This window comes from Embleya sp. AB8, assembly GCF_049739465.1.
GTDB lineage: Bacteria > Actinomycetota > Actinomycetes > Streptomycetales > Streptomycetaceae > Embleya.
The window spans coordinates 228,573-248,063 of the sequence record NZ_JBMHHY010000010.1 but is presented as its reverse complement, the minus strand read 5'-3'; the positions used below and the strand labels follow the sequence as shown (position 1 = coordinate 248,063).

Annotated in this window: 19 protein-coding genes and 1 pseudogene; 8 read left to right on the top strand and 12 right to left on the bottom strand. The window is 70.3% G+C overall.

Translation table 11 applies throughout. The annotated features are described in order from the left end of the window. Positions 1–36: 36 nt before the first annotated feature. The 3 genes from ABIA38_RS16730 to ABIA38_RS16720 form a co-directional block, all read right to left on the bottom strand. A complete protein-coding gene (locus tag ABIA38_RS16730) occupies positions 37–552 on the bottom strand; it encodes an acyl-CoA thioesterase (RefSeq protein WP_424639435.1) in 516 nt (171 codons plus the stop codon). A 152-nt stretch (positions 553–704) separates the two neighbouring features. Further along, a complete protein-coding gene (locus ABIA38_RS16725; protein WP_424639434.1) occupies positions 705–1,598 on the bottom strand; it encodes a spirocyclase AveC family protein in 894 nt (297 codons plus the stop codon). A 354-nt stretch (positions 1,599–1,952) separates the two neighbouring features. Then, on the bottom strand, positions 1,953–2,177 hold the full coding sequence (locus tag ABIA38_RS16720; protein WP_424639433.1) for a DUF5988 family protein: 225 nt from the start codon (positions 2,175–2,177) through the stop codon (positions 1,953–1,955). A gap of 1,611 nt (positions 2,178–3,788) precedes the next feature. Between ABIA38_RS16720 and ABIA38_RS16715 the strand changes: the two genes are divergently transcribed. The 4 genes and pseudogenes from ABIA38_RS16715 to ABIA38_RS16700 all read left to right on the top strand — a co-directional run bounded on the left by ABIA38_RS16715 (position 3,789) and on the right by ABIA38_RS16700 (position 10,330). Then, positions 3,789–4,001 (top strand): hypothetical protein, encoded by a 213-nt coding sequence (locus ABIA38_RS16715; protein ID WP_424639432.1) that lies wholly within the window; start codon positions 3,789–3,791, stop codon positions 3,999–4,001. Positions 4,002–4,381: 380 nt separating this feature from the next. Then, positions 4,382–4,519: pseudogene (locus ABIA38_RS16710) on the top strand (HU family DNA-binding protein); the annotation flags it as partial. Between the two features lie 380 nt (positions 4,520–4,899). Then, a complete protein-coding gene (gene ligA / locus ABIA38_RS16705; RefSeq protein ID WP_424639431.1) occupies positions 4,900–7,011 on the top strand; it encodes an NAD-dependent DNA ligase LigA in 2,112 nt (703 codons plus the stop codon). Positions 7,012–8,488: 1,477 nt separating this feature from the next. Further along, positions 8,489–10,330 carry a hypothetical protein gene (locus ABIA38_RS16700; RefSeq protein ID WP_424639430.1) on the top strand — a complete coding sequence of 614 codons (1,842 nt, stop codon included), beginning with the start codon at positions 8,489–8,491 and terminating at the stop codon, positions 10,328–10,330. Between the two features lie 292 nt (positions 10,331–10,622). Here the strand turns inward: ABIA38_RS16700 and ABIA38_RS16695 are convergent, their stop codons facing one another. The 3 genes from ABIA38_RS16695 to ABIA38_RS16685 form a co-directional block, all read right to left on the bottom strand. Beyond that, positions 10,623–10,826 carry a hypothetical protein gene (locus ABIA38_RS16695; RefSeq protein ID WP_424639429.1) on the bottom strand — a complete coding sequence of 68 codons (204 nt, stop codon included), beginning with the start codon at positions 10,824–10,826 and terminating at the stop codon, positions 10,623–10,625. Then, the gene (locus ABIA38_RS16690) at positions 10,793–11,197 is read right to left on the bottom strand and encodes a hypothetical protein (RefSeq protein ID WP_424639428.1); all 405 of its coding nucleotides are present in this window, start codon (positions 11,195–11,197) and stop codon (positions 10,793–10,795) included. Before ABIA38_RS16690 ends, ABIA38_RS16695 begins: the two co-directional genes overlap by 34 nt. A gap of 247 nt (positions 11,198–11,444) precedes the next feature. After that, the gene (locus ABIA38_RS16685) at positions 11,445–11,750 is read right to left on the bottom strand and encodes a hypothetical protein (RefSeq protein WP_424639427.1); all 306 of its coding nucleotides are present in this window, start codon (positions 11,748–11,750) and stop codon (positions 11,445–11,447) included. Positions 11,751–11,847: 97 nt separating this feature from the next. Here ABIA38_RS16685 and ABIA38_RS16680 point away from each other — a divergent pair, with 97 nt between their 5' ends. Beyond that, positions 11,848–12,225: a nuclear transport factor 2 family protein gene (locus tag ABIA38_RS16680; protein WP_424639426.1), complete on the top strand. Its 378-nt coding sequence runs from the start codon at positions 11,848–11,850 to the stop codon at positions 12,223–12,225. A gap of 700 nt (positions 12,226–12,925) precedes the next feature. On the opposite strand, the gene ABIA38_RS16675 is transcribed toward ABIA38_RS16680, so the two are convergent. From ABIA38_RS16675 to ABIA38_RS16665, 3 genes are all read right to left on the bottom strand, one after another. Next, positions 12,926–13,912: a hypothetical protein gene (locus ABIA38_RS16675; protein WP_424639425.1), complete on the bottom strand. Its 987-nt coding sequence runs from the start codon at positions 13,910–13,912 to the stop codon at positions 12,926–12,928. Between the two features lie 364 nt (positions 13,913–14,276). Continuing rightward, positions 14,277–14,504 (bottom strand): hypothetical protein, encoded by a 228-nt coding sequence (locus ABIA38_RS16670; RefSeq protein ID WP_424639424.1) that lies wholly within the window; start codon positions 14,502–14,504, stop codon positions 14,277–14,279. Positions 14,505–14,827: 323 nt separating this feature from the next. Continuing rightward, a complete protein-coding gene (locus tag ABIA38_RS16665) occupies positions 14,828–15,679 on the bottom strand; it encodes an alpha/beta fold hydrolase (protein ID WP_424639423.1) in 852 nt (283 codons plus the stop codon). Between the two features lie 101 nt (positions 15,680–15,780). Here ABIA38_RS16665 and ABIA38_RS16660 point away from each other — a divergent pair, with 101 nt between their 5' ends. Beyond that, positions 15,781–16,194 carry a winged helix-turn-helix transcriptional regulator gene (locus ABIA38_RS16660; protein WP_424639422.1) on the top strand — a complete coding sequence of 138 codons (414 nt, stop codon included), beginning with the start codon at positions 15,781–15,783 and terminating at the stop codon, positions 16,192–16,194. 21 nt (positions 16,195–16,215) lie between these two features. Here the strand turns inward: ABIA38_RS16660 and ABIA38_RS16655 are convergent, their stop codons facing one another. Then, on the bottom strand, positions 16,216–16,584 hold the full coding sequence (locus ABIA38_RS16655) for a helix-turn-helix domain-containing protein (protein ID WP_424639421.1): 369 nt from the start codon (positions 16,582–16,584) through the stop codon (positions 16,216–16,218). A gap of 305 nt (positions 16,585–16,889) precedes the next feature. Between ABIA38_RS16655 and ABIA38_RS16650 the strand changes: the two genes are divergently transcribed. Next, a complete protein-coding gene (locus ABIA38_RS16650; protein ID WP_424639420.1) occupies positions 16,890–17,225 on the top strand; it encodes a helicase associated domain-containing protein in 336 nt (111 codons plus the stop codon). Positions 17,226–18,275: 1,050 nt separating this feature from the next. Here the strand turns inward: ABIA38_RS16650 and ABIA38_RS16645 are convergent. Both ABIA38_RS16645 and ABIA38_RS16640 read right to left on the bottom strand, forming a co-directional pair. After that, a complete protein-coding gene (locus tag ABIA38_RS16645) occupies positions 18,276–18,542 on the bottom strand; it encodes a hypothetical protein (protein WP_424639419.1) in 267 nt (88 codons plus the stop codon). Then, positions 18,535–18,894, bottom strand: a complete 360-nt coding sequence (locus ABIA38_RS16640; RefSeq protein WP_424639418.1) for a hypothetical protein — start codon at positions 18,892–18,894, stop codon at positions 18,535–18,537. The genes ABIA38_RS16645 and ABIA38_RS16640 overlap by 8 nt, the downstream gene beginning before the upstream one ends. A 134-nt stretch (positions 18,895–19,028) precedes the next feature. On the opposite strand from ABIA38_RS16640, the gene ABIA38_RS16635 reads away from it, so the two are divergent. After that, complete coding sequence (locus tag ABIA38_RS16635; RefSeq protein WP_424639417.1) at positions 19,029–19,217, top strand: hypothetical protein; 189 nt, start codon at positions 19,029–19,031, stop codon at positions 19,215–19,217. Positions 19,218–19,491 lie beyond the last annotated feature (274 nt).

The window sequence follows — 19,491 nt, the reverse complement described above, 5'->3', positions numbered from 1 at the left end:
TCGAGGGTGCGGGGGCAGGCGGAGCCGGTGGACGGCTCAGGCGGTCAACGCGCGGGAGAGGTCGGTGCCCATGCGGGCGCAGACCTCAAGCATTTCCTCCGACCAGGGGGCGGGGGCGAAGACGGGATCGTCCACGGGCCCCGACCGGATGGTGTTCGCCCAGGTCTGGACGCCGCGGGCGACGAGTTGTTCGCCACCGCCCTCCGCGATCCGGTAGAAGGCGAAGTCGCCCTGCATGAAGTGCAACCGGACCCAGGGCAGCGCCAGGCGCAGCGAGATGTGCTCGCCCTCGAAGGTCTCTCCCAGGAACTCGCAGGACGCCGATGTGGTGAGCATCGCGTGGTCCTCGGTGAGCGACTTCATGTACTTCGGGCAGTGGGTGAAGCCGAACCGCTCACGGCACACTCCTTGCCAGTCGAAGAGCCGGCTGTAGTACACGAACCGGGCCCTGCTCGTCTCGCCCACCGTGACCATGTGATCCAGCGCGTACCAACTCAGTCGGCCGGGCCCGCTCGGCGGGAGCAGGACACCGGTGTCCGGGAAGGTGCTCATGGGACGTTCCTCTCTGCGGGCGGGGGCTCGGCCGTGCCGAGTGGGTTCGGCCCGGCGCGGGCGGGACACCGGCGGGTTTCGCAGTGACAAGGGGTGTCGGGCGCCGGAGAACCGGGGTGTTAACCGGCCGCTGCGCCCGCCCGGACCGGTGCTCACCGCGGGCTTCCGGGCCACAGGTAGGAAGGCATGTCGGTCGGTGTGGAGCCGCCCAGGGCGTGGGCGATCAGCACGTTGGCGGCGAAGTAGCAGAGCAGTTGGATGTTGGCGAGCCCCACACCGGACAGCAGCCGCAGGGTCTGCCCCGTCCGGCGGCCGAGGCGTTCGCTGCCGCGGAAGAGGTACACCTCGGTACCGTGCAGGCGTGCGTAGTGCCGCAGGACGACTACGGGCGTGGCGATCAGGAGAGCGGCGACCACCGGAAACAGCAGCGGGAGCCCGTACCAGTGACCGGCGAAGAGCGTCAGCCCCCGCAGCGGGGTGGCGTAGGCGTACAGGCCGGTGTTCATCCAGATCACTTCGATCAGAGCGGCGGTCACGACCCCTGCGGCGAGGCTCACCGGCAGCAGCCGCCCCCAGCTCCAGCCGGGGCGCCACTCGGCGATGCGCCGGGTGACCCAGTCCTGCGCCCACGGCCAGAACAGCAGCAGCCCGAAGGAGGCCCCGCTCAGCCCGAGCAGGGACTCGGCCTGCGCCTGCGGGGCGGGGCTGTTCCAGCCGGGGATATAGGGCCCCCAGGTGGCGACGTTCAGTGCGTAGCGGTTCAGCACGATCGCCCTCTGCTCGTAGTTGAACAGAGGGCTCTGCCAGAAGCTCAGCATGAAGCCGGCGAAGAGCGCGAGATTCAGGGTGACTTGGCGGGCCCGCCAGGCGGAGCGGACCAGGACGACGCCGAGCACCAAAGCGGTCAGACCGATGGCGATCTGGGCGGCCCAGGTCACGGCGGCCCGCCCGGAGGAGATCTCGTATCCCGAGGAAGCGACGGCCCGGAACCCGCCGTCCGCCGCCCATCGCCCGAAAACCCACAGCTGGAAGGCGATTGCCGCCATCCCGATCAGCGCTGCCGCCCCGCAGGGGGTGGCGAGGGCGCGCGGCGACCGAAGTGGCTCGCGGCGTACAGCGGCCGGCGACGACAGCCGCCCGCCTGCCGACGATTCGCCGGCTGTCTCCATGGGGATCCCCTCCCTCGTGCGACGGCGCCACCTCACGGCGACGGAGTACGGACAGGGCCCCGTGGAGGGGGCCGTTTCGCTGTGCCGGGCGGTACTTTCTCGAGCGCGCCTCCGGACTTCCGTAGCACGGGGGCGCGAGATGATCGGCCAGGCATTCGACGGAGGCGCACGAAGCAGGGCACCTCATGGGACCTGTGATTCGACGGTCACTCCGACAAGCGGCGCGCCGGGTCACTCCGCGATCTTCGTGCTGTAGATCCAGCGGAACAGTGCCACCCGATGTGCGTCGTCACCGACGTACCTTCCGGTGAACTCGAAGTGCTCACGCCCGTTGCGGTACTTCACTGCTACGCGGTCCGGAACCTCCCGCGCGAAGACACCGGTGTGACGGGGCATTCCGGGCGGCCCCCCTTCCAATGTCAGCACAAACTCCCGGCACGCGATCGAAACAGGCATCACTCGCTCCTCGTACAGCTACGGACCACGCCGAGGCGGCTCTACCGCCGTTGTGGCGGCGCCCGCAGGGCGCACTGCAGGCCGGTCGGATCGGCCGAAGCCGGGCAGGGTATCTGGTGCGACAGCCATCAGGGTCTTCCTTCGCCGGGGTCCGGGGCGGGTACGAACCCACCACGCCCCGCCCGTAGTTGGAGGCGGGCGGACGCCGGCTGGAACCAGTGCACCGCCTCGCTCATGGGCCGGAAAAGGGGCTGGAGCAGAGAATGCGCTGCAACCTGTGCAATTTTGGGCGGTTGTGAAATTGGGCGGTGCCGTCCGATCGACCGGCGGGAGGAATGGACGTGCCCGACACACACGCGCTACCGGTCAACAGGAGAAGTACGTGCCGCGCAGGTTCCGTCGACGCCCATGGAGGCGACGCCCTCGTCGAAGGACGACCAATACCGATCCGGAGGGCCGGCGACCAGTTCGCCGAACTCGTCTGCGGTCGGCTCGGGTTCGTGCCACCGGTTGCGCGCAGCGGCAGCGGATCCGCACGTTGCCGCGGTGGCGCCCGCGGATGGCAAGGGCACGACGGCTCGCGAACGTCGGTTCCCGGCACCGTGGTTGCGGTGACTTCGTGGTCGTTCGGGCGCCGGCCCGAAGGTCGATCCCCCTGTGTCCCAAGGCGCTTCGTGAGGCGGGGAACCGGATCCGTACGCCGCATCGTCGGAACGGACCGCCGAACAACCGGAGAGCATGGGCGCGGCGTTGGACGCCGGGCTCCGGGACCGGATCGCCTGCGCCCCGGCCGCGGTCGAGGCTCCCCCGCCAAGGCCAGCGACGCCGTCGTGGGTACGGCGGCTGTGGTCGGGATCCTCCGCGAGGGCGGGCAGGGCCGCGCCCAGGGCCGTCGCGCAGTCCACGCACACCGAACTCGCCCGTGCCGTGGAGGCGGACGCGACCTGCCGGCGCAGCGTGGAGGAACACGCACGGGCGGGCCGCCGCCGCCAGGGAGCGTTCGCACGCGCCACCGCCCCGAACGCAGGCTGGGGTGCCCGAGCCGAACTCGACCGCCGGCTGGGATTGTCCGCCGAGACCCTGAAGGAGATCGCCGCCCGCGGCCCCACGCGCCGGATCGAGCTGTACGAGGGAGTCTGGCGTGGTGGCAGGCGACCGAGCAGGACCTGGCCGCGTACCGGGAATTCCGATGCTCGTCCCCGCTGAATCCGAAGCGTATCGGCGGGGCGAAGCAAAATCGCGAGGCCGCTGCTTTCACGCTGCTGTATCGGTGGGGGAAGGTGGATCCGTTGCCGATCGACGCGGGGCGACGTGAGGATAGGGCTGCGAACGCCCGTCAGCGGAACGTTGGTGGTTGACGCCGCGGATGTGGCGGCTGTGGCAGGACTTGGGGCTGCGCTGCCTGGGCGTTGACGGATCACGACTGCCTGGCCGGGACGGGCGGACCGAGGTCCGGAACACGGCGTTCGCGCGGCTGCGGCCGAGTTCGGGACTGCGTCGGCAGGAGCGCAGCGCGCTGCTGACGTTCGAGCCGCCGGACCGGAAGTCGGGGCGGGGTCTTACCTGCACGGGACTGTGCCGTGGGCGCCGACCAGGTCGAAGGCGACTCGGGTGTTCTACGCGCGGGCGGACGCGTTGCAGCAGGTGACCGCGTACCGCGAGTCGGAGCGGGCGTGGGCGGTACGCCAGGCCCAGCTCAAGGGCCGGTACGACGACCTGCCGGTGCGTTTGGTCACGGAGGTGAAGCGGGGGCCGAAGCCGGCAGTGCGGCGGGTGGACCGGGACGGTGTGGCGGGTGGACGGGAGTTGGGGGCGCTGGACTGACGGGAACGGCAGTGGCTGTTCACCGAGGGGCCGGACGGGCAGGAGCCGCTGTGGCTGTGGCTGCGGCTGACCGAGGAGGGCATGCCGTTGTTGCCCGACCGATGGAACGCGCCGTTTCGCCCGGCCCATCTGCGGTGCGAGGAGGCCCTGTTGACCGTGCGGAAGCGGGAGACGCCGCGGCACCTGCGCAGTGCCGAGGTCCGCGGCCGGATTCCCTACGCGACGCCGAGCGCAACGTGGCACTCCTTCGCACTGCAGATGCCGGTGGTGCCGAATGATCCGGTGGACCGCAAGTACGAACGCCGTCGGCCGGAGAGACTCGCGCGATCACCTACCAGGTCCGGGGCGAGAAGGCGGAGGCGTGTCGGCGGCGTCGGTCAGGGTTCGGCACCTTCAGCGTCAAGGACCGCGCCGAGCGCACCGGCAGGAACCCCCAGACCGGCAAGGCCATCACGATCACGGCGGCCAGGGGGCCCGGCTTCAAAGCGGGCAAGGGCCTGAAGGACGCCGTCAACTGAGACACCCCGGAGGATGACGTCCCGCGCGCCACCGGGGCCCGTCGGCGCCCGCGCACCACCCGCGCAGCCCGACGCCGCCCCGGCCGGCGGACGCGCCCCGCCCGTCCCGGACGACGAGTGCGTGTGTACCGGTGCGGGACGGGACCCGCGCCGGACCGCCGGACGGGCGCGCCGGCGCCGCTTTGCCGGCCGCGCGCGGGTGCGAGGTCGTCTCGGTCGGGATCGACCTCGCGGAACAGGCTCGGGCCAAAAGTCGGGAAAGTCGGCCAGGTTGGGGGGCCGCCTGTGATCACCCGGGCCCCACCCCGGCGTCGGGTCGACGCCCCTCCGTCACCGCCCGCGGCAGGGGCGTGTCGGTGCCGTTGGGGATGATCGTCCGCATGACCGACACCCCGGCGCCGGCCGCCGCTCTCGCCGACTTCGATGCCTACGCCCAGGCTGTGGAGACCGTTGCCGCCGCCGCACGCGCCTACTACGGTGGCGCGGACGCCACGATCGACGACGACGTCTACGACGCGCTGCTGCGCGGCATCGAGGACTACGAGCGGGAGCACCCCGACCGGGTGCTCGCCGACTCGCCGGTGGGCAGGGTCGCCGCCGGAGCCCTGCCCGCCGGGGACGTGACCCACTCGGTGCCGATGCTCAGCATCGCGAACGTGTTCGACCCGGACGGGCTCGACGCCTGGGGCGCCTCGCTCGAGCGGCGCCTGGGCCGCACGGTCGAGGGGTACACGGCCGAGCCGAAGATGGACGGCCTCGCGGTCGCGGCCCTGTATCGCGACGGCCGCCTGGAACGGTTGGTCACGCGCGGCGACGGCATCGCCGGCGAGGACGTGTCCCACGCGATCAACGGCTCGATCGAAGGGCTTCCGGAGCGGCTGACCGAGCCCGTGTCGATCGAGGTCCGCGGAGAAGTGCTGCTCTCCATCGAGCAGTTCGAGGCCGCCAACGAGATCCGCGTCGCGCACGGCGCGAGCGTGTTCGCCAACCCGCGCAGCGGCGCGGCGGGAACGCTGCGGGCCAAGGACCGGCCGTACGTGATCCCGATGACGTTCTTCGCCTACGTCGGCATGCCGCTGTCGGGCGACGAGAGTGCAATGTCCGTGTTCCTGCGCAGCGCAGCGCATTCCGAGGTGATGGCCACCGTCGCGACCCTGGGGGTCAACACCACCGGGAACACGCCGGCCGGGTTGCGGGTGTGTCCCACGCTGGTGGAGGTGCAGGAGGCCGTGGACACGATCGCGGCCATGCGGGCCGAGTTGCCGTTCGGGATCGACGGCGTGGTGATCAAGGCCGACGCCGCCGCCGACCAGACCGACGCGGGCACCGGTTCGCGTGCGCCGCGCTGGGCGATCGCGTACAAGTTCGCGGCCGTGCACCGGATCACCCGGCTCGTCGGGGTCGACTGGGCCGTGGGCCGCACCGGGGTGATCGCGCCCCGGGCGATCCTGGACCCGATCGAGATCGACGGAAGCGTGGTCGGCTTCGCGACGCTGCATAATCCGGCCGACATCGAACGCCGCGGGCTCCGCATCGGCGACCGCGTCAGCGTGTACAAGGCCGGGGACATCATCCCGCGTGTGGAGGCGCCGTTGGTGCACGTGCGCACCGGTGACGAGACGCCGATCGAATTTCCCGCGGCCTGCCCACAGTGTGGTGGGGACATCGATCGGTCGGAGCAGCGGTGGCGGTGTGTGAAGGGGCGTGCGTGCGGGTTGCACGCGGGGATCCTGTACGCGGTCGGGCGCGACCAGCTCGACATCGAGGGCATCGGCGGCCGGCTCGTCACGCAACTCGTCGCCTCCGGCGCGGTGGCCGATGTGGCCGACCTGTTCACCCTCACCCGCGAGCAGCTCCTGGCGCTGGAGCGCATGGGCGACACGAGCGTCGACAACATTCTCGGGCGGATCGAGGACGCACGTTCCCGGCCGTTGAGCCGGGTGTTGTGCGCGTTGGGGATTCGGGGCACCGGGCGCTCGATGTCGCGGCGTATCGCCCGCCACTTCGGCACGATGGACGCGATCCGTGCGGCGGACGTGGTCGAGATGGCGCGGGTCGAGGGCATCGGTGACGGCAAGGCCCCCGTCCTCGTCGCCGAACTCGCCGACCTGGCCGACGTCGTGGACAAACTCGTCGCCGCGGGGGTGAACATGACCGAGCCCGGTGTCACCCTCGGAGCGGCGCCCGGACCGGCCCCGACCGAAGGCGAAACCCCGCCGGCCGGGCTGCCGTTGGCGGGCCGGGCGGTGGTCGTCACAGGTGCGATGACGGGCGTCCTGGCCGCGTTGTCCCGCAACGAGATGAACGAACTGATCGAAGGAGCCGGCGGCCGAGCCTCCTCGAGCGTCTCCGCCAGGACGTCCCTGGTCGTCGCCGGGGACAAGGCCGGCTCCAAACGCGCCAAGGCCGAGTCCCTGAACATCGAAATCATCACCCCCGAGGAATTCGCGGCGATCGTCCGGCCGGTCCTGAACGCGGGCGCCTCCGACTGACGAGAGCGCCTTCACCGGCGGCGGGCCGGGGCCCTGTCCACAGGACCGGCCCGGTCCGGCGCCGCAAAACCACCGTGCCCGGGACCGAGGCGGGGCAGGTGCCCGGCGTCGGCCGTACGCATGCGAGGCCCCGGTCGACTCGTGGACGAACGGCACTTCGACAACGCGCAAGGCCCGGTTGTCGGAGCGGGCACCCCGAACTCGCGATGTGTGAAGCCCCGGTCGATCGACGGACGACCGGGACCTCGATACCGCACAGGGCCTCCCCCGGTCCGACACATCCGTCGTGGCCGGCCGCTACCAGGGCACCCGGGAATGCCTCTTCACCGCTACCAGAACAGATCTGGACATCCCCCATATCACCGGAATTTCATCTTCCGCAGGTGTCCTCGACCGACCCGACGTCTCGTCGGTCCCGCCACTTCGGGCCCGCCCCCACAGCACCCGCGCGGCGCGGGCGTGGACCGCACCCGGCACACGCGGGTACCGGCCGGGATCCGTCCCCGCAAGGGGTGGGTTCCCCCGGCCGCCGGGCGGATGTGCCCACGAGGGATGGACCCGCTGTTCGGCCCGGGTCGCCCTGGTGCGTTCGCCTCGGGCCGCGCCACGCGTCGCCGCGGGGGCGGCCCCGGGTGACGTCGCCGGCGTGGTCGGCGAACGGGCAGGTGAGGGGGTTCCGTCGGACGCAACCGCGCCTTCGACTCCGGGTCGTGACAACGTGCTGCGGCCGACCGCGAAACGCCGTCGCGGGACAACTTCACCCGGAGAGTGCTTCTCTCCTTGCAGCTGACAGGACCCTCGACAGGTCCCGTCGTTGCAGGTCGGCAGCACCCTTCGCCTTTTGATCACGCCCCGGACAATCCCACTCGCGAAAGCGCGAAGCTCGAGCCCGCGCTTCGCAGGTCGCGCACCGGTGAGCAAACGTTGCGCCCGCTGCGGGCGAACCGAACTCCGCGCCGACTGCCGCGACCCGAAACACCCGCTCGCACTATTCGGTCTCACGTGACAACGAATCGAACATCACGCGACCATGTCGAAGCCCTGCCCTGTCCGGTAATCGTTCGGCGGCACCATCGGACCGAAAACCACTTGCCGAACCATTGAGCATGACCGGAAACCACCTTCCACCAGGGGGTATCCGCAGAGAGGATATGGCTGCCCCGAGTGAGAAGAGCAGCCGCAGACGTGTACCGAAACCAACCGGCGAGCACCCTCACGATTTCCCGCGCCTGCGTATCGAGGGCAACGGAGTCCATACGCCACCACGCTCCGGCCGGACGGCCGGAGCCCGAACGACGCCGGGTCGTGACCGATGGATTACGTGATATGCCGCGCTCCCACTCGGAAACCAAGACCTCGTCACCCCTCTCGGCCGACCCACGCCGCATACATCCGGCCGAGGGGGACGCGCGGCGGAGGAAATCCGGGAGATAGCCGAGACGGTTTTCCCAGGCACACGATCTCGAGGAGGAACCGAATGTCCGCGAACGGGAAAAAGGCACGCCGGCCGGCGAAGGCGGTGACCAACGGAGCCATCGCCGTGGTTCTCTCACTCGGGGTCGGCTCCGTACCCACCCTTGTCGCCGCCGCTCCCGCCGGCGCCGCCACGTACAACAGCACCGAACACAGCACATGGATCGAGGGCCAGACCACCATCCCGATCCTCAAGGACCTCATCAAGGGCACCACGTTCCTGGACTGGGCACGCCCCGGCGTCACGCAGTCCGTGAAAATGAAGAACACCCTGAAACAGAACATATACGTGCTCCAAAGAATACACGCCATGTTCCTGCTGGCGGACATGTCGACCGCGATCGCCAGCATGTCGTCGACGGTACTCAGTGGCGGGGTGCTGGCATTATTCGGAAGCGCGGTGACGGAGGCGATGATTCGCTCGGCGGCGAAGGGAGCCGAGGATTGGCAGAATTGGTTCAAGGACGAAATCGAAGCCGAATACCAGAGGGCGGCGAAGGGTGAGATCAGCCGCAACAAGGCTTTCGACAACATCCTGATCGCCACGGCGAAGAAGGGCGCGTCGCTGAACGGGGACCTGAGTACCGTCCTGAACGGCCTCTTCGGCGAGAACGGCGTCTTCGACAGAGTGACCAACACCCAGAGCGCCCTTGCCGAGAACGAGCCGTTCACGAAGGAACTGGTCAAGCGCATCAAAAAGGAAGCACAGGTGATCAAGCCGGGCGAAACGAAAGCCCTCGCGAAGAACAACTACATCGAAAGCGCCATCACGTTCAGCGGGACGAACGAGCCGCCCAAGGATTTCGTACACCAGCTTGGCAACCTGCTGCAGGCCGTCAACATCATGGGTCCCAGTGGATGGGCGGGCCAAGTCGGGTTCCCGACCGTCGACATGTACGTCATGACGCACGACGCGAAAAAGATCGCGCACATGACGACGGCCCCGAACATCTCATGGATCGTCGAGCGGGACAAAATCGTACCCGCCGCCGACGGGACCGTCACCGACCTCGACAGGCAAGAAGGTCTCGGATACTACCTGTGGACCTCCACCCCCAACGCGGACGGCAACCTGCAAACCTACAACCGCAAAGCCTACAACGCGCTGGAATCCATCGGATTCGACCGAGGCGCGGCCACCGTGATCCTGGGCAGGCTTCGAGAGCATTTCACCGCCCAGAAAACCACGGCCGATGCGACCACTGTCGCGAAGGCGACCGCCATGGTGCTCGCCGGACCCAGCGTCCGCAAGCTTCTGTGGCTGGACTACAAAAACGGCGAGTCGGACCCCGGAACAACAGGGGCGGTGAATGCGGCATATTGGGTGTACATGGATACCATTTGGGGGGTCAGCCAGCTGGCTTCGGGATCTGGCGGCAAATATGAAACCTATATAAGCCCGGACTTTATCGTGGAGTACGGTGGCGACATGTTCGAAAAGGGCGCGGCCCACCGCTTCGAGAAGGACAACTATCCCAAGAACGTGAACGACGAGGACATCCACCAATATGACGCGTGCCTGAGCGCGACCTACTACGGACTCACTTTCCAAGACGCACAGGCCGCCCTCAAGGAAATCGGGGACAAGTTCCTGCTCGGGGGCAGTACCATCTGGCAGCTCGCGGCACCCATCGGCACCGTGGGAAATCAACAGACATCCGAATATGTGGAACTCGTCGCCGCCCTCAACGCCAAGATCAAGACCCGCACCGACATCTCCGCAAAATTGATCGCGGCGATCGACAAGCTGGCCACCCTCCATGGCAAGGACCCGTCGAACCTTCGGACGTGGTGGGAGTCGAACGAGGATCTTCCGGCGGACATCCTGGCCGGCCTCGAAGCATAGACATCCGTCGATCTCAATCCTTCGTGACGGGTCGTCGGATTCCCCGGCGGCCCGTTTCGGTGCGACCGAAATCCTGGCCGAACGATCACGGGTTGCTGTTCGGGGAGTTCGTCCAGGCCCTCGTCGGCGGCACACGGTGCGCCACCGGCGCCCCTCGACCCTGGTCCTGGAGCAACTGCGGGAAATCTCCCGACCCCCGACACGGACGCCGAGCACGCGCTCGCGTACGGATTCCACGAATGGCGCGGCAGCGAGTGGACCGACTTCGAGCTCGAGCCGCACAGCGTCGACGTCACCGAACCACGGTGCCGTGCAGGGTGACCGTGGCAAGGTCGGCGCCGGCGGGCAGGGCCAAGGGCGCGTAGAAGATCCAGGTGGCGGCGCCGTGGGGACCGGAGGCGGTGCGCAGGGCGGGCATGTCGGCGAGGGGGTCGACGTAGAACGCGTCGACGGCCTCGTCGGTCAGGGCCGCGTGGGCGGCGGTGGGGGGTCGCACACGGTGAGCCGGCGCGCCCAGCGCTGCGCGACGGGAGCGGTGGCGGGGGCGGTGGTGATGTTGCCGAACGGCAACCGCGGCGGGACCTGATGGAACGCTTCGGCCAGGACGGCGACCGCGTCCGGGTGCGTGGCGGCCGCGACCTCGGCCCAGCCTGCGGCGAGGAGTTCGTGGTCCTGGTTCTCGGGGATGCGATGGACCAGGCGGACGGTCCCGATGTCGGTGTGCCAGTCCGTCGCCGGGCCCTGGGGTATGTCGTGGGCGCCGGCCCAGCGTCCGGGGTGGGGGTTTTCGGGGTCGGTCCGCAGCAGGAGGGCGCCGCGATGGGCGAAGTCCGGCTGGTGGGCCGCCCATCGGTACGAGGCATCCACCGCCGTTGACACGGAGGACGGGCCCGGGCCGCATCCGCGCAGGGACAACAGCGGACGAGCTTGCACGAGCGACCGCCGATTCTCGGAACACCTCGATCGGCCGTGCTTCACATACGTCGAACGCCCTGCGAGCCCGGATCCGCGTCGACGTACGACCTGCTCGGTGCCGTGCATCGGGCTGCGCGGCACCACGGAGGCGGTTCGGGGCGTGCGTGCGAGGGCTCGATCGTGGTCGATGGCGTGATGATCACCCGAGGGCGGGTGCCGGAGCGGGGAGCCGGTAGCGGCGGCCGGTGTCGGGGGCGCCTTCCCACACGTACGGTTCGTGTTCGGTGATGGTGATGCCGTGGTCCCGGCGGCTGACGCTGCCGTGTGCGGTCCACGCGTCCCAGGCGGTCTCGAACGCGTCGAACAGGCGCCGGGGTCCGCCCTGTTCGGCGCGGGCGCCGCCGTCGGGCAGGGCGGTGACGGCGGCCCAGGACGAAATCCCGTCGTGGATCCAGCCGTTGACACCGTCCTCGTCGGTGGTGTGGACGACGTGGGGCAGCGCCATGCGCAGCGCCCGGAGCTGTGACCGGGATGGTTCACCGTGGTCGGGAGACGGCTCACGGGACGAGCGCGGTCCGCGAGGCGACTGGTATTACTGGTGCATGCAGGAAGAGACCGCGCGCTCCGCGATCGACACGTTCACCTCCGCGTTCAACGCCTCGGACGACAGCCATGTGTCTGCGCTGCTCTCCCAGGCCCTGACCTCGGACGTGGTCTTCTGGGGTCCGTTGGGCCGCAGTGAGGGGATCGAGGCGGTCGAGCGGTTCGTGCTGGACATCCGGCGCCACCCCGCGGGGACCGGCACGATGGTGCGCTGTTCGGCGGTGGACATGCCGGACGAGTGGGCCCGGTACCAGTGGGTCTTCACGACGCCGGATGGAGGCCCCCGCCTGGCGGGAACGGACGTCGTCCATCTGCGGCGGAGCCTCATCGACCAGGTCATCGTCTTCGCGGGGGAGATCGAGCCGTCCGCCTCCTGAGTCGTTCTCCTCCGGCACCGTCCTCCTCCTGAACCGGCCCCGTTCGGGGCTCCGGGTCTGCCCAGCCGAGATCATCTCCACCACGCTTCGGTCGTCCGCGCTTGGCCACGAGCGGACCGATGATGCGCTGTGGCTGCACCGGAACGGGCCCATCACGGCCGCACGTTCAGACCTTGACCGGCGGCTTCACGGGTGTCGAAGCAGCGGGCGGCGAATCGGGATCGAGCAGGATCGTGCGTTCGCCGACCTCGGCGATCGGCGCCGGCGAACACGACCGGCGGGCCGTGCCCGGTGCCGGCCAATCGGGTGCCGATACCGGCCCCGGAGGCGGCGGTAACGGGGCCTGTACGGGCCCGTACCCGGTGTCCCGCACGGTCGGTTGCCGTCCTCGGTGGTGCGGGTGTCGGGCCGGTGGTCGAATTCGCGGTCGGCGATCCGCCGGTCGACCGCGCGATTGCATGCGGCGATCTGCTCCCGGCAGTGGCGCAGCAGGAGTTCCCCGACGACCATGACGCGTTCGGTCGGGTGCCCTCCGACCCGGGCGCTCCGCCGTGGAACGGCGATTCGGGTTGTGCCCGCGATGCCACCACGACCCCGAGGGCCGTCTCGCCCGGGGCCGCGGAGCCCAGGGCACACCATCGGGGTCCCGCAAGGACGACCGGCACCGCCTCGACCGCGCGATCGGCGTCCGGCGGGGTCGTCACCAGGTGCGTCGGAACGCCGCGGCCTGGGCGATTCGGGACCGGGAGGCGTTGCGTTTCCAGCACCACGGGCAGGGGTGGACCTGGAGGCCGAGCTCCTGGATCCGGCCCACGGTCAACGGCGGTAGGGCGAGGGGATCCCCGATCCAGGGATCGCGGCAGACCGGGCACAGGAACTTGTCGCGTAGGGAGGCGACCAACCAGGCGCCGGAGAGCGCGAACCTCTCCAGCGCCTCGTCGCCGCCCCGGTGCCGGGCACGGCTGCGGATCGACGGCGCGCAGGTCGGGCACCAGCCGGTGGCGACGGTGTCGGCGTCGAAGGCGACCGCCCCGACGTGGAGGGCGGCCACCCGATCCCACCCGCGCGGCGGCGCCGACCCGTCGGCGCGTTCGCAGCCCAGGCAGCGCCGGCGCAGCCTGCGGTCCCACGCACGGGCGATGTTCCGCGGCGGGGCGGGGACCGGGACCAGCGGGAAACCCCCCTCGTCCTCGGGCCGTTCGTGGTGGGCCATCAGGCGCTCCTCGAACGCCTCGGCCTCCTCGTCCCACCGGTCCGGGTCGGTCGCGCACCGCGCACGCGGACCGGCCGTGACCCGACCCGGGGGCGCGTCACCGGCGGGCACGCGGCCCGTCACGGCCGCACGCAGCCAGGTCACCACCTCGACCGGGCCCGGAAGCAGATCGTCGAACGGCCCCCGCACGGGCGCGGCGTCCGGCCCCGGGAACCCGTACAGGAACCAACCCCGCGTCTCCGTCCACAACGCGTACCGGTCCTCGTCCTCCTCCGCGTCGCCGAACCAGGCGACGGCCGCCCGAGGCCCGCCCGACATACCGGACGCCCTGTCGAACACGAGCCCGTCCTCCTCCAACGCCACGAAGACCGCGTCGGTGTAGGGCAGATGCGAACGCCTGGGACTGACGAAAGCGGCCTCGTGCAGCCCCGCGATCCGCCGCGCCGGCGACGCCTTCGACCCACCGTCCGCCATGAACCCACACTCTCCCCGAACCACACACCGCTCGGCGCATCCCGACCGGTATCGCCCTCGGCGCCGCCGAGCGCCGACACCCGCACCACCGGTCACCCCCGACGCGCCGACCACCGCCCCGGAGTTCCCGCGAGCGCTGCGCGCTCCGTGCCGGCCGGGCCGAAGGTGGCACAGGACAGTCGTCGGAAACTCGGTTCTCGGGAAACGGCCCCGCCTGCGCCGGGCCGTTCGATTCCTCGCGCCGGCCGGCCACCGCGGTGGTGCGGGACCGCATCGCCCCGGCCGACGGCACGCGCGTAAACGACCTGCCCATCGTCTTCGATACCGCCACCACCGCCGCGCGAGGCCCGACCGCCCGGGACGGTCACCCGGAGCCGGCCACAGGCCTCCCCGGCCGGACGTTCGCGACGGGCAGGCCGATGCCGGCGGCGATCATGGCGTCGGGAAGTCCGTATCGCAGGGTCGGCATCAACCGGTGGTGGTCCTCGAACAGTCCGACACCGGCAAGGCCTTCGGGCCGGCCTTCGGGGTGGACGAGGGGAGTGCCGAGGTACGCCGTGCCGGACGCGTCCGGCCACGTCGGGTCGACCACCCGACCATCCACAGCGGCCCTGGTTCGACCCGGGACGGGAGCGGTGCGGGGGTGAACCATCGCCCGCGGTCCAGGAGCAGGTGGTACACGGGCTGGTGGACCCATCCGTCCCGGACGGCCTGCGGCGTCGGGAGGGACCAATCCGGCCGTCTCCTGCAGGTGGTCGACGAGTGCCGGCTGTACGGCGTCGTTCGGCATGCGGTTCTCCGGTGTACGGCGTCGTTCGGCATGCGGGTCCTCCGGCCGGGGCGCGGGCGTGTAGGGCGTGTAGGGCGTGTAGGGCGTGTAGGGCGTGTATCGAGAGTCAGCCCCCCCGGACCCGGTCACGTTGCTTTCGCGTCGTCACCGGCAAGGAATGGACGCAGCAGCGTGAGCAGGGCGCGCGGCCGGTGCAGCGGGATGATGTGGCCGCAGTCTTCGATGACGTGTCCGGTGAGATCGTCGGTGATCGGGCGGAGCTGGCGTTCCAGTGCCGCACCGACGGGCCGGGCGCCCAACGTCATCGTCGGCACCGTCAGGCGGGCAGTGGCAACCGCCTGCTCGATCTGTACCGCGCTCTCGGGCAGCGCCCGGTAGTACGAGAACGCGCGGCTCAACGCCTGGCGGCCGGTGTATGCGCGGACGAAGGTGTCCCGGAGGGCGGGGCGCACCCCGTCGCCGAGCGTGCCGGTACTCAGAAACCAGTCGACGTAGGCGGCCTCGTGGCCCTCCAGTACGGTCTCGGCAAGGCCGGGCGCGGCGGAATGGAAGCCGAACCACCACGGCGGCCCGTCGGCAAGGAATTCCTCGGCGCCGGGCAGCCTGCCCAGAACGGACTCCATGACGACGAGGCGCCGGACGAGACCGGGGCGGCGCAGGGCAAGGAGGAAGGCCGGCGCGGTACCCGCGTCGATGCCCACCACCGCAGCCGAGGACACGCCGAGCGTGGTGAGAAGCACCGCGGCGTCCTCGGCCAGGGTTCCCGCGTCGTACCCGGAGGCGGTCCCGCTGCTCGCGCCGAACCCGCGCAGGTCCGGCGCGATGACGCGGTAGCGGCCGGACAGGCCGGCCATGACGTCCGTCCACAGCTCCCAGGTGTGCGGGAAACCGTGCAGCAGCAGGACGGCCGAGCCCGATCCGGCGAGAGCGACGTTCAGTTCGACACCGTTGACGGGGACGCGGCGCAGCTCGGGCATGGAGAGGCTCCAGGTGTGGTGAGGAATAGTGACCACGTCACGCTAAGGAACTACCCTGGTTCCTCCAAGACGGCACGTTCCCTTCAGGTGGTGAGCCCTGAGTGACCACATCGAGGCCCGGCGAACCCAGCCGGCGGCCCGGTGAGCGGGGTGATTTGCTGAATCCGCTCTGCCCGACCCGCCAGTTGCTCGACCGTATCGGCACCAAGTGGACGTCGATGGCGGTCAAGGTGCTGGCCGCGGAGGCGCCGGACGAGCTCCGTTTCGCGGAACTGCGGCGCCGTATCCCCGGCATCTCACAGAAAATGCTGTCCGTCACCCTGCAGAGCCTCGTCCGCGACGGCCTGGTCGCGCGCCGAGTGGAACCCACCGTGCCACCCGCCGTCCACTACCGGCTCACCGAGCTCGGCCTGTCCCTCGAAGGGCCGCTCTCCGCCCTGCGGGTCTGGGCCGAGACACACATGCCGGAGATCGACCGCAGCAACCGGCTCGCCGACGAGTCACCCCCCGACTAGGGCCTGGATCGAACGTGCCGGTCACAGCCACTCGTTGATGGCCGCGACAAGAACGGTCGCCTCGTAGCGGACCGCGAGCTTGTCGTACCTTGTGGCCACGGCGCGGTGCCTGATGAGGCGATTAATGGCGCACTCGACCGCGTAGCGGGCTTTGTAATCCTCCGGGTCAAACTCGTGCTCGCGATCCGAGGCGCCCAACGCGCGGCGCAGGTGATCCACGTGTCCCCACCGCACGATGCCCCGGGCGCGTTCGTACCTGCTGACCGTCGCCTTGGCCAGGCCGGCGCGCTCACCCGTCTGTTCGGCGGCGAGACCGCTCGCCTCGCGCAACGCCGCGAGACGCAGACCGAGTTGACACCGTCGTGCCGTCGGTTCGGGTTCGTACCGCAAGCCGCGACGGGGCCTCGGTCGACGAGGCAGTCGTCCGGCCGAAGGACATCCACCCGGCGCCGACACGCACTCCAGGTCGGGTTCCGTCGACCACGGACTCGGTGTTCGACGCCTTCCCGCCGTGCACGTCGCCCTGTGCCGGCTTCGGCCGGCCGAAGCCGGGCGACGACGTACCCGGCGACGGCGCGGCTCACCGCCACCACCGGGTGCGGGGCCCGCACGTGGCTGCGCTCTTCCGCGTCCGACCGTCCACGCGTCCGCCGCCCGCGGGGATGTCGGCCGGTGCCCGTAGCCTCCGGGCGGGCATGCGCGGAAAACCACGCGGTGGGTGGTGGTGGGGGCGAGTTCTGACGCCGGCGCAGCGGGAGGCGCCGGCCGGGGTGGGCGTCGCGGTGGTCGAGGTGCCGGCGCAGCGGGCGGCACCGGACCGGTGGACGTTGACCCTGGCCGCGGCGGGGGCGTTCCGGGAGTGGGAGGGGCACCTGGTCGTGCCGCGCAAACACGTCGAGACCGTCCGGGTCGACGGTGTGGGGCACCCGGTCAAACTCGGTGTCGTCCTCGCCAACGCGAGGCAGCGGCAGACCGCTTGGCCCGCCGAACGGATCCAAGCACTCACCACACTCGGCATGCGCTGGACCTGAGGCCGGTCTCGTTCGGGTGAACCGGCTACGGCCCGGGCGGGGTGATGGCAGGGTGGGCGGGTGCCCGTCGCGGGGTCCACCTTCGCTCCAGTAGTCGCGACGCGACGCCGGCGCACACATCCACAGCGCCGAGAGTCGATCGAGGGTGGACGGGTCGGCCGCGATGCGCAGCAGGAAGGGCACCGCCAACGCCCCCACCGGGTAACGACACCCCTGATGGAACATGGCACCCCACAACACCGCGTCCGCCTCCCGCGCCGTGGCCGGATCCGCGGAGCGCATCCGCTCCAACTCCCCGGGCACATCGGGCTCGCGGGCGAACCGGGCGAACGGCACCCGGTCGTAGCGGAAACCGTCCCGCACATCCAGCGGCATCCCCGCCACCACCACCCGCACGTCCCGATCCGTCCCCCGAGCCCGCTCGACCCAGTCCCCCCGCGACCACGCCCACTCGAAACCCTCGCCATGCACCGGCACACACCCCTTCGAGAACCCAATCGACGCCATCGGCCGGCGCAGTCTGGCCCGAGGGACCGCGGCGTCCGGGGTGGAGTCCGCAGCGGGCAGTGGCTCGCCCTACGGGGACGCGGCCGAGGACGGCCTGTCGAAACTCGGCTCCGCCCGGCAATCGGAGGTGGGATCCACCTTCCCGAACGGGCGGTGGCGAACCACGACGGCCTCCACCACCGCACCTCGCGCGTACGCGTTCGCCATCGGCTCCCTGCCCCTCCTCGAAATTTCCACCGTACGATCCGCGAACGCCGCTACGGGCCCGGGGTGTTCCCGCGTGGCGGGGTGGTGCGAGGATCCGTGCCGTGACAAGCACCTGGCACGCCCCGGCGACGGGCGAGGCGGCGAACCGGCACGACGGCCTCACCGAGCCGACACCCGCCCGCAGTTCCTCACCACTTACCTCACGCGACATTCCATACCCGAGAACCTCCCCGCTATCGGGTCGGCGCCGGAACTCGTCCACAAAACACCCGACGCCTCAGGGGCCGCCCGCCCGGAAAGGCCGGGGCGCGGAGGCCACGACGACAGGAGGCGGTGTCAGAGTCCGAGCCAGGTGACCTGGGTGATGTAGATGCATTCCTGGCGGGGGACGGTGAGGTATTCGAAGAGGAGGTTGCGGGCCGGGTCGCTGTAGGTGCGAATGCCCGGGCCGGTGCCCTGGAAGTCGACACCGTCGAGATAGACCATGGAGTTGACCGTGGCCAGGTCCGCGGCCGCGTTCTCGACGGCGGACAGGACCTCGGTCGGCAGACCCGCGGCGACCTCTTCGATGCTGGGCAGCCATTCCCAGGACCAGTCACTCACCGGCGATTTCGCGGTGCGCCTCGGCGCGGAGTCGAGCGATCTCGGTACCCGCGTCCCGAATCTCCTGAGGATCGTGCGACCGCGCCACGACACGTTCCAGCTCCCGTAGACGCCCCGCGAAAGCGGGCCGGCGCTCGATCGCCACGAACACGGCCCATTTGCGCAGGAACAGCCGGACCGCGTTCGGCTGGAGGTTCTCGGCGACCCAGTCCAGCGCCTCGTCCTCCTCCTGCTGGAACTCGGGCAGGTAGGTGGGGCTCAACACGGCCACCGCCTCCCGAAGCGCCCGGATCTTCAACGGCGGCATCGGGATCAACGGCTCGTCGCCCCAGTCGGCGTGCTGTGCGGTCATGATCTCCTCCTTCACCGCCCAGTCAACCAGAACCATCCGACCCACACCCCCACTAGCCACGAACGCGCCGGACCGCGGTGGGCCCGGCCCGGGTGGTGGCGCAACCGCGGCACGGTGGCCGGTGTCGGGTCCCGGTGTCGGGTCCCGGTGCGGCGCGGGAGCACGGCATCCGGTACGGCGGACGACACGGGTCGCTGCCCGCGTGTGTCGCCCACTCCCTCACCCATCCGAACCCGGTCGACCGGCGGGCACTCACCATCCTGAGCCTGTTGCACGGCATCGCCGACCTCGACGTCCTCGGCCTGTTCTCCTCCGGGGAGTAGGCTCCCGAGCCCTTCCACAACACATCGCCCACCGACCCGACCCCGCAGGACGAGGCGGGTCGGCTCACTCCGCGCATGATCGACCGGACAGAGCCTAGGAGCGTGTCCCAGTAACGGGCAACCCGCCTGCGTTTCATGATCATTCGTGCGGAATGATGACGGTATGCGTGGTGGGGATGGGTTGTTCGAGGTTGAGCCGGTCGAGAAGAGGCAGTCGCAGGGTCGTCCGGCGGCGGTGGACAAGCGGTTTCGGGCGTTCGACCCGCACCAGGTC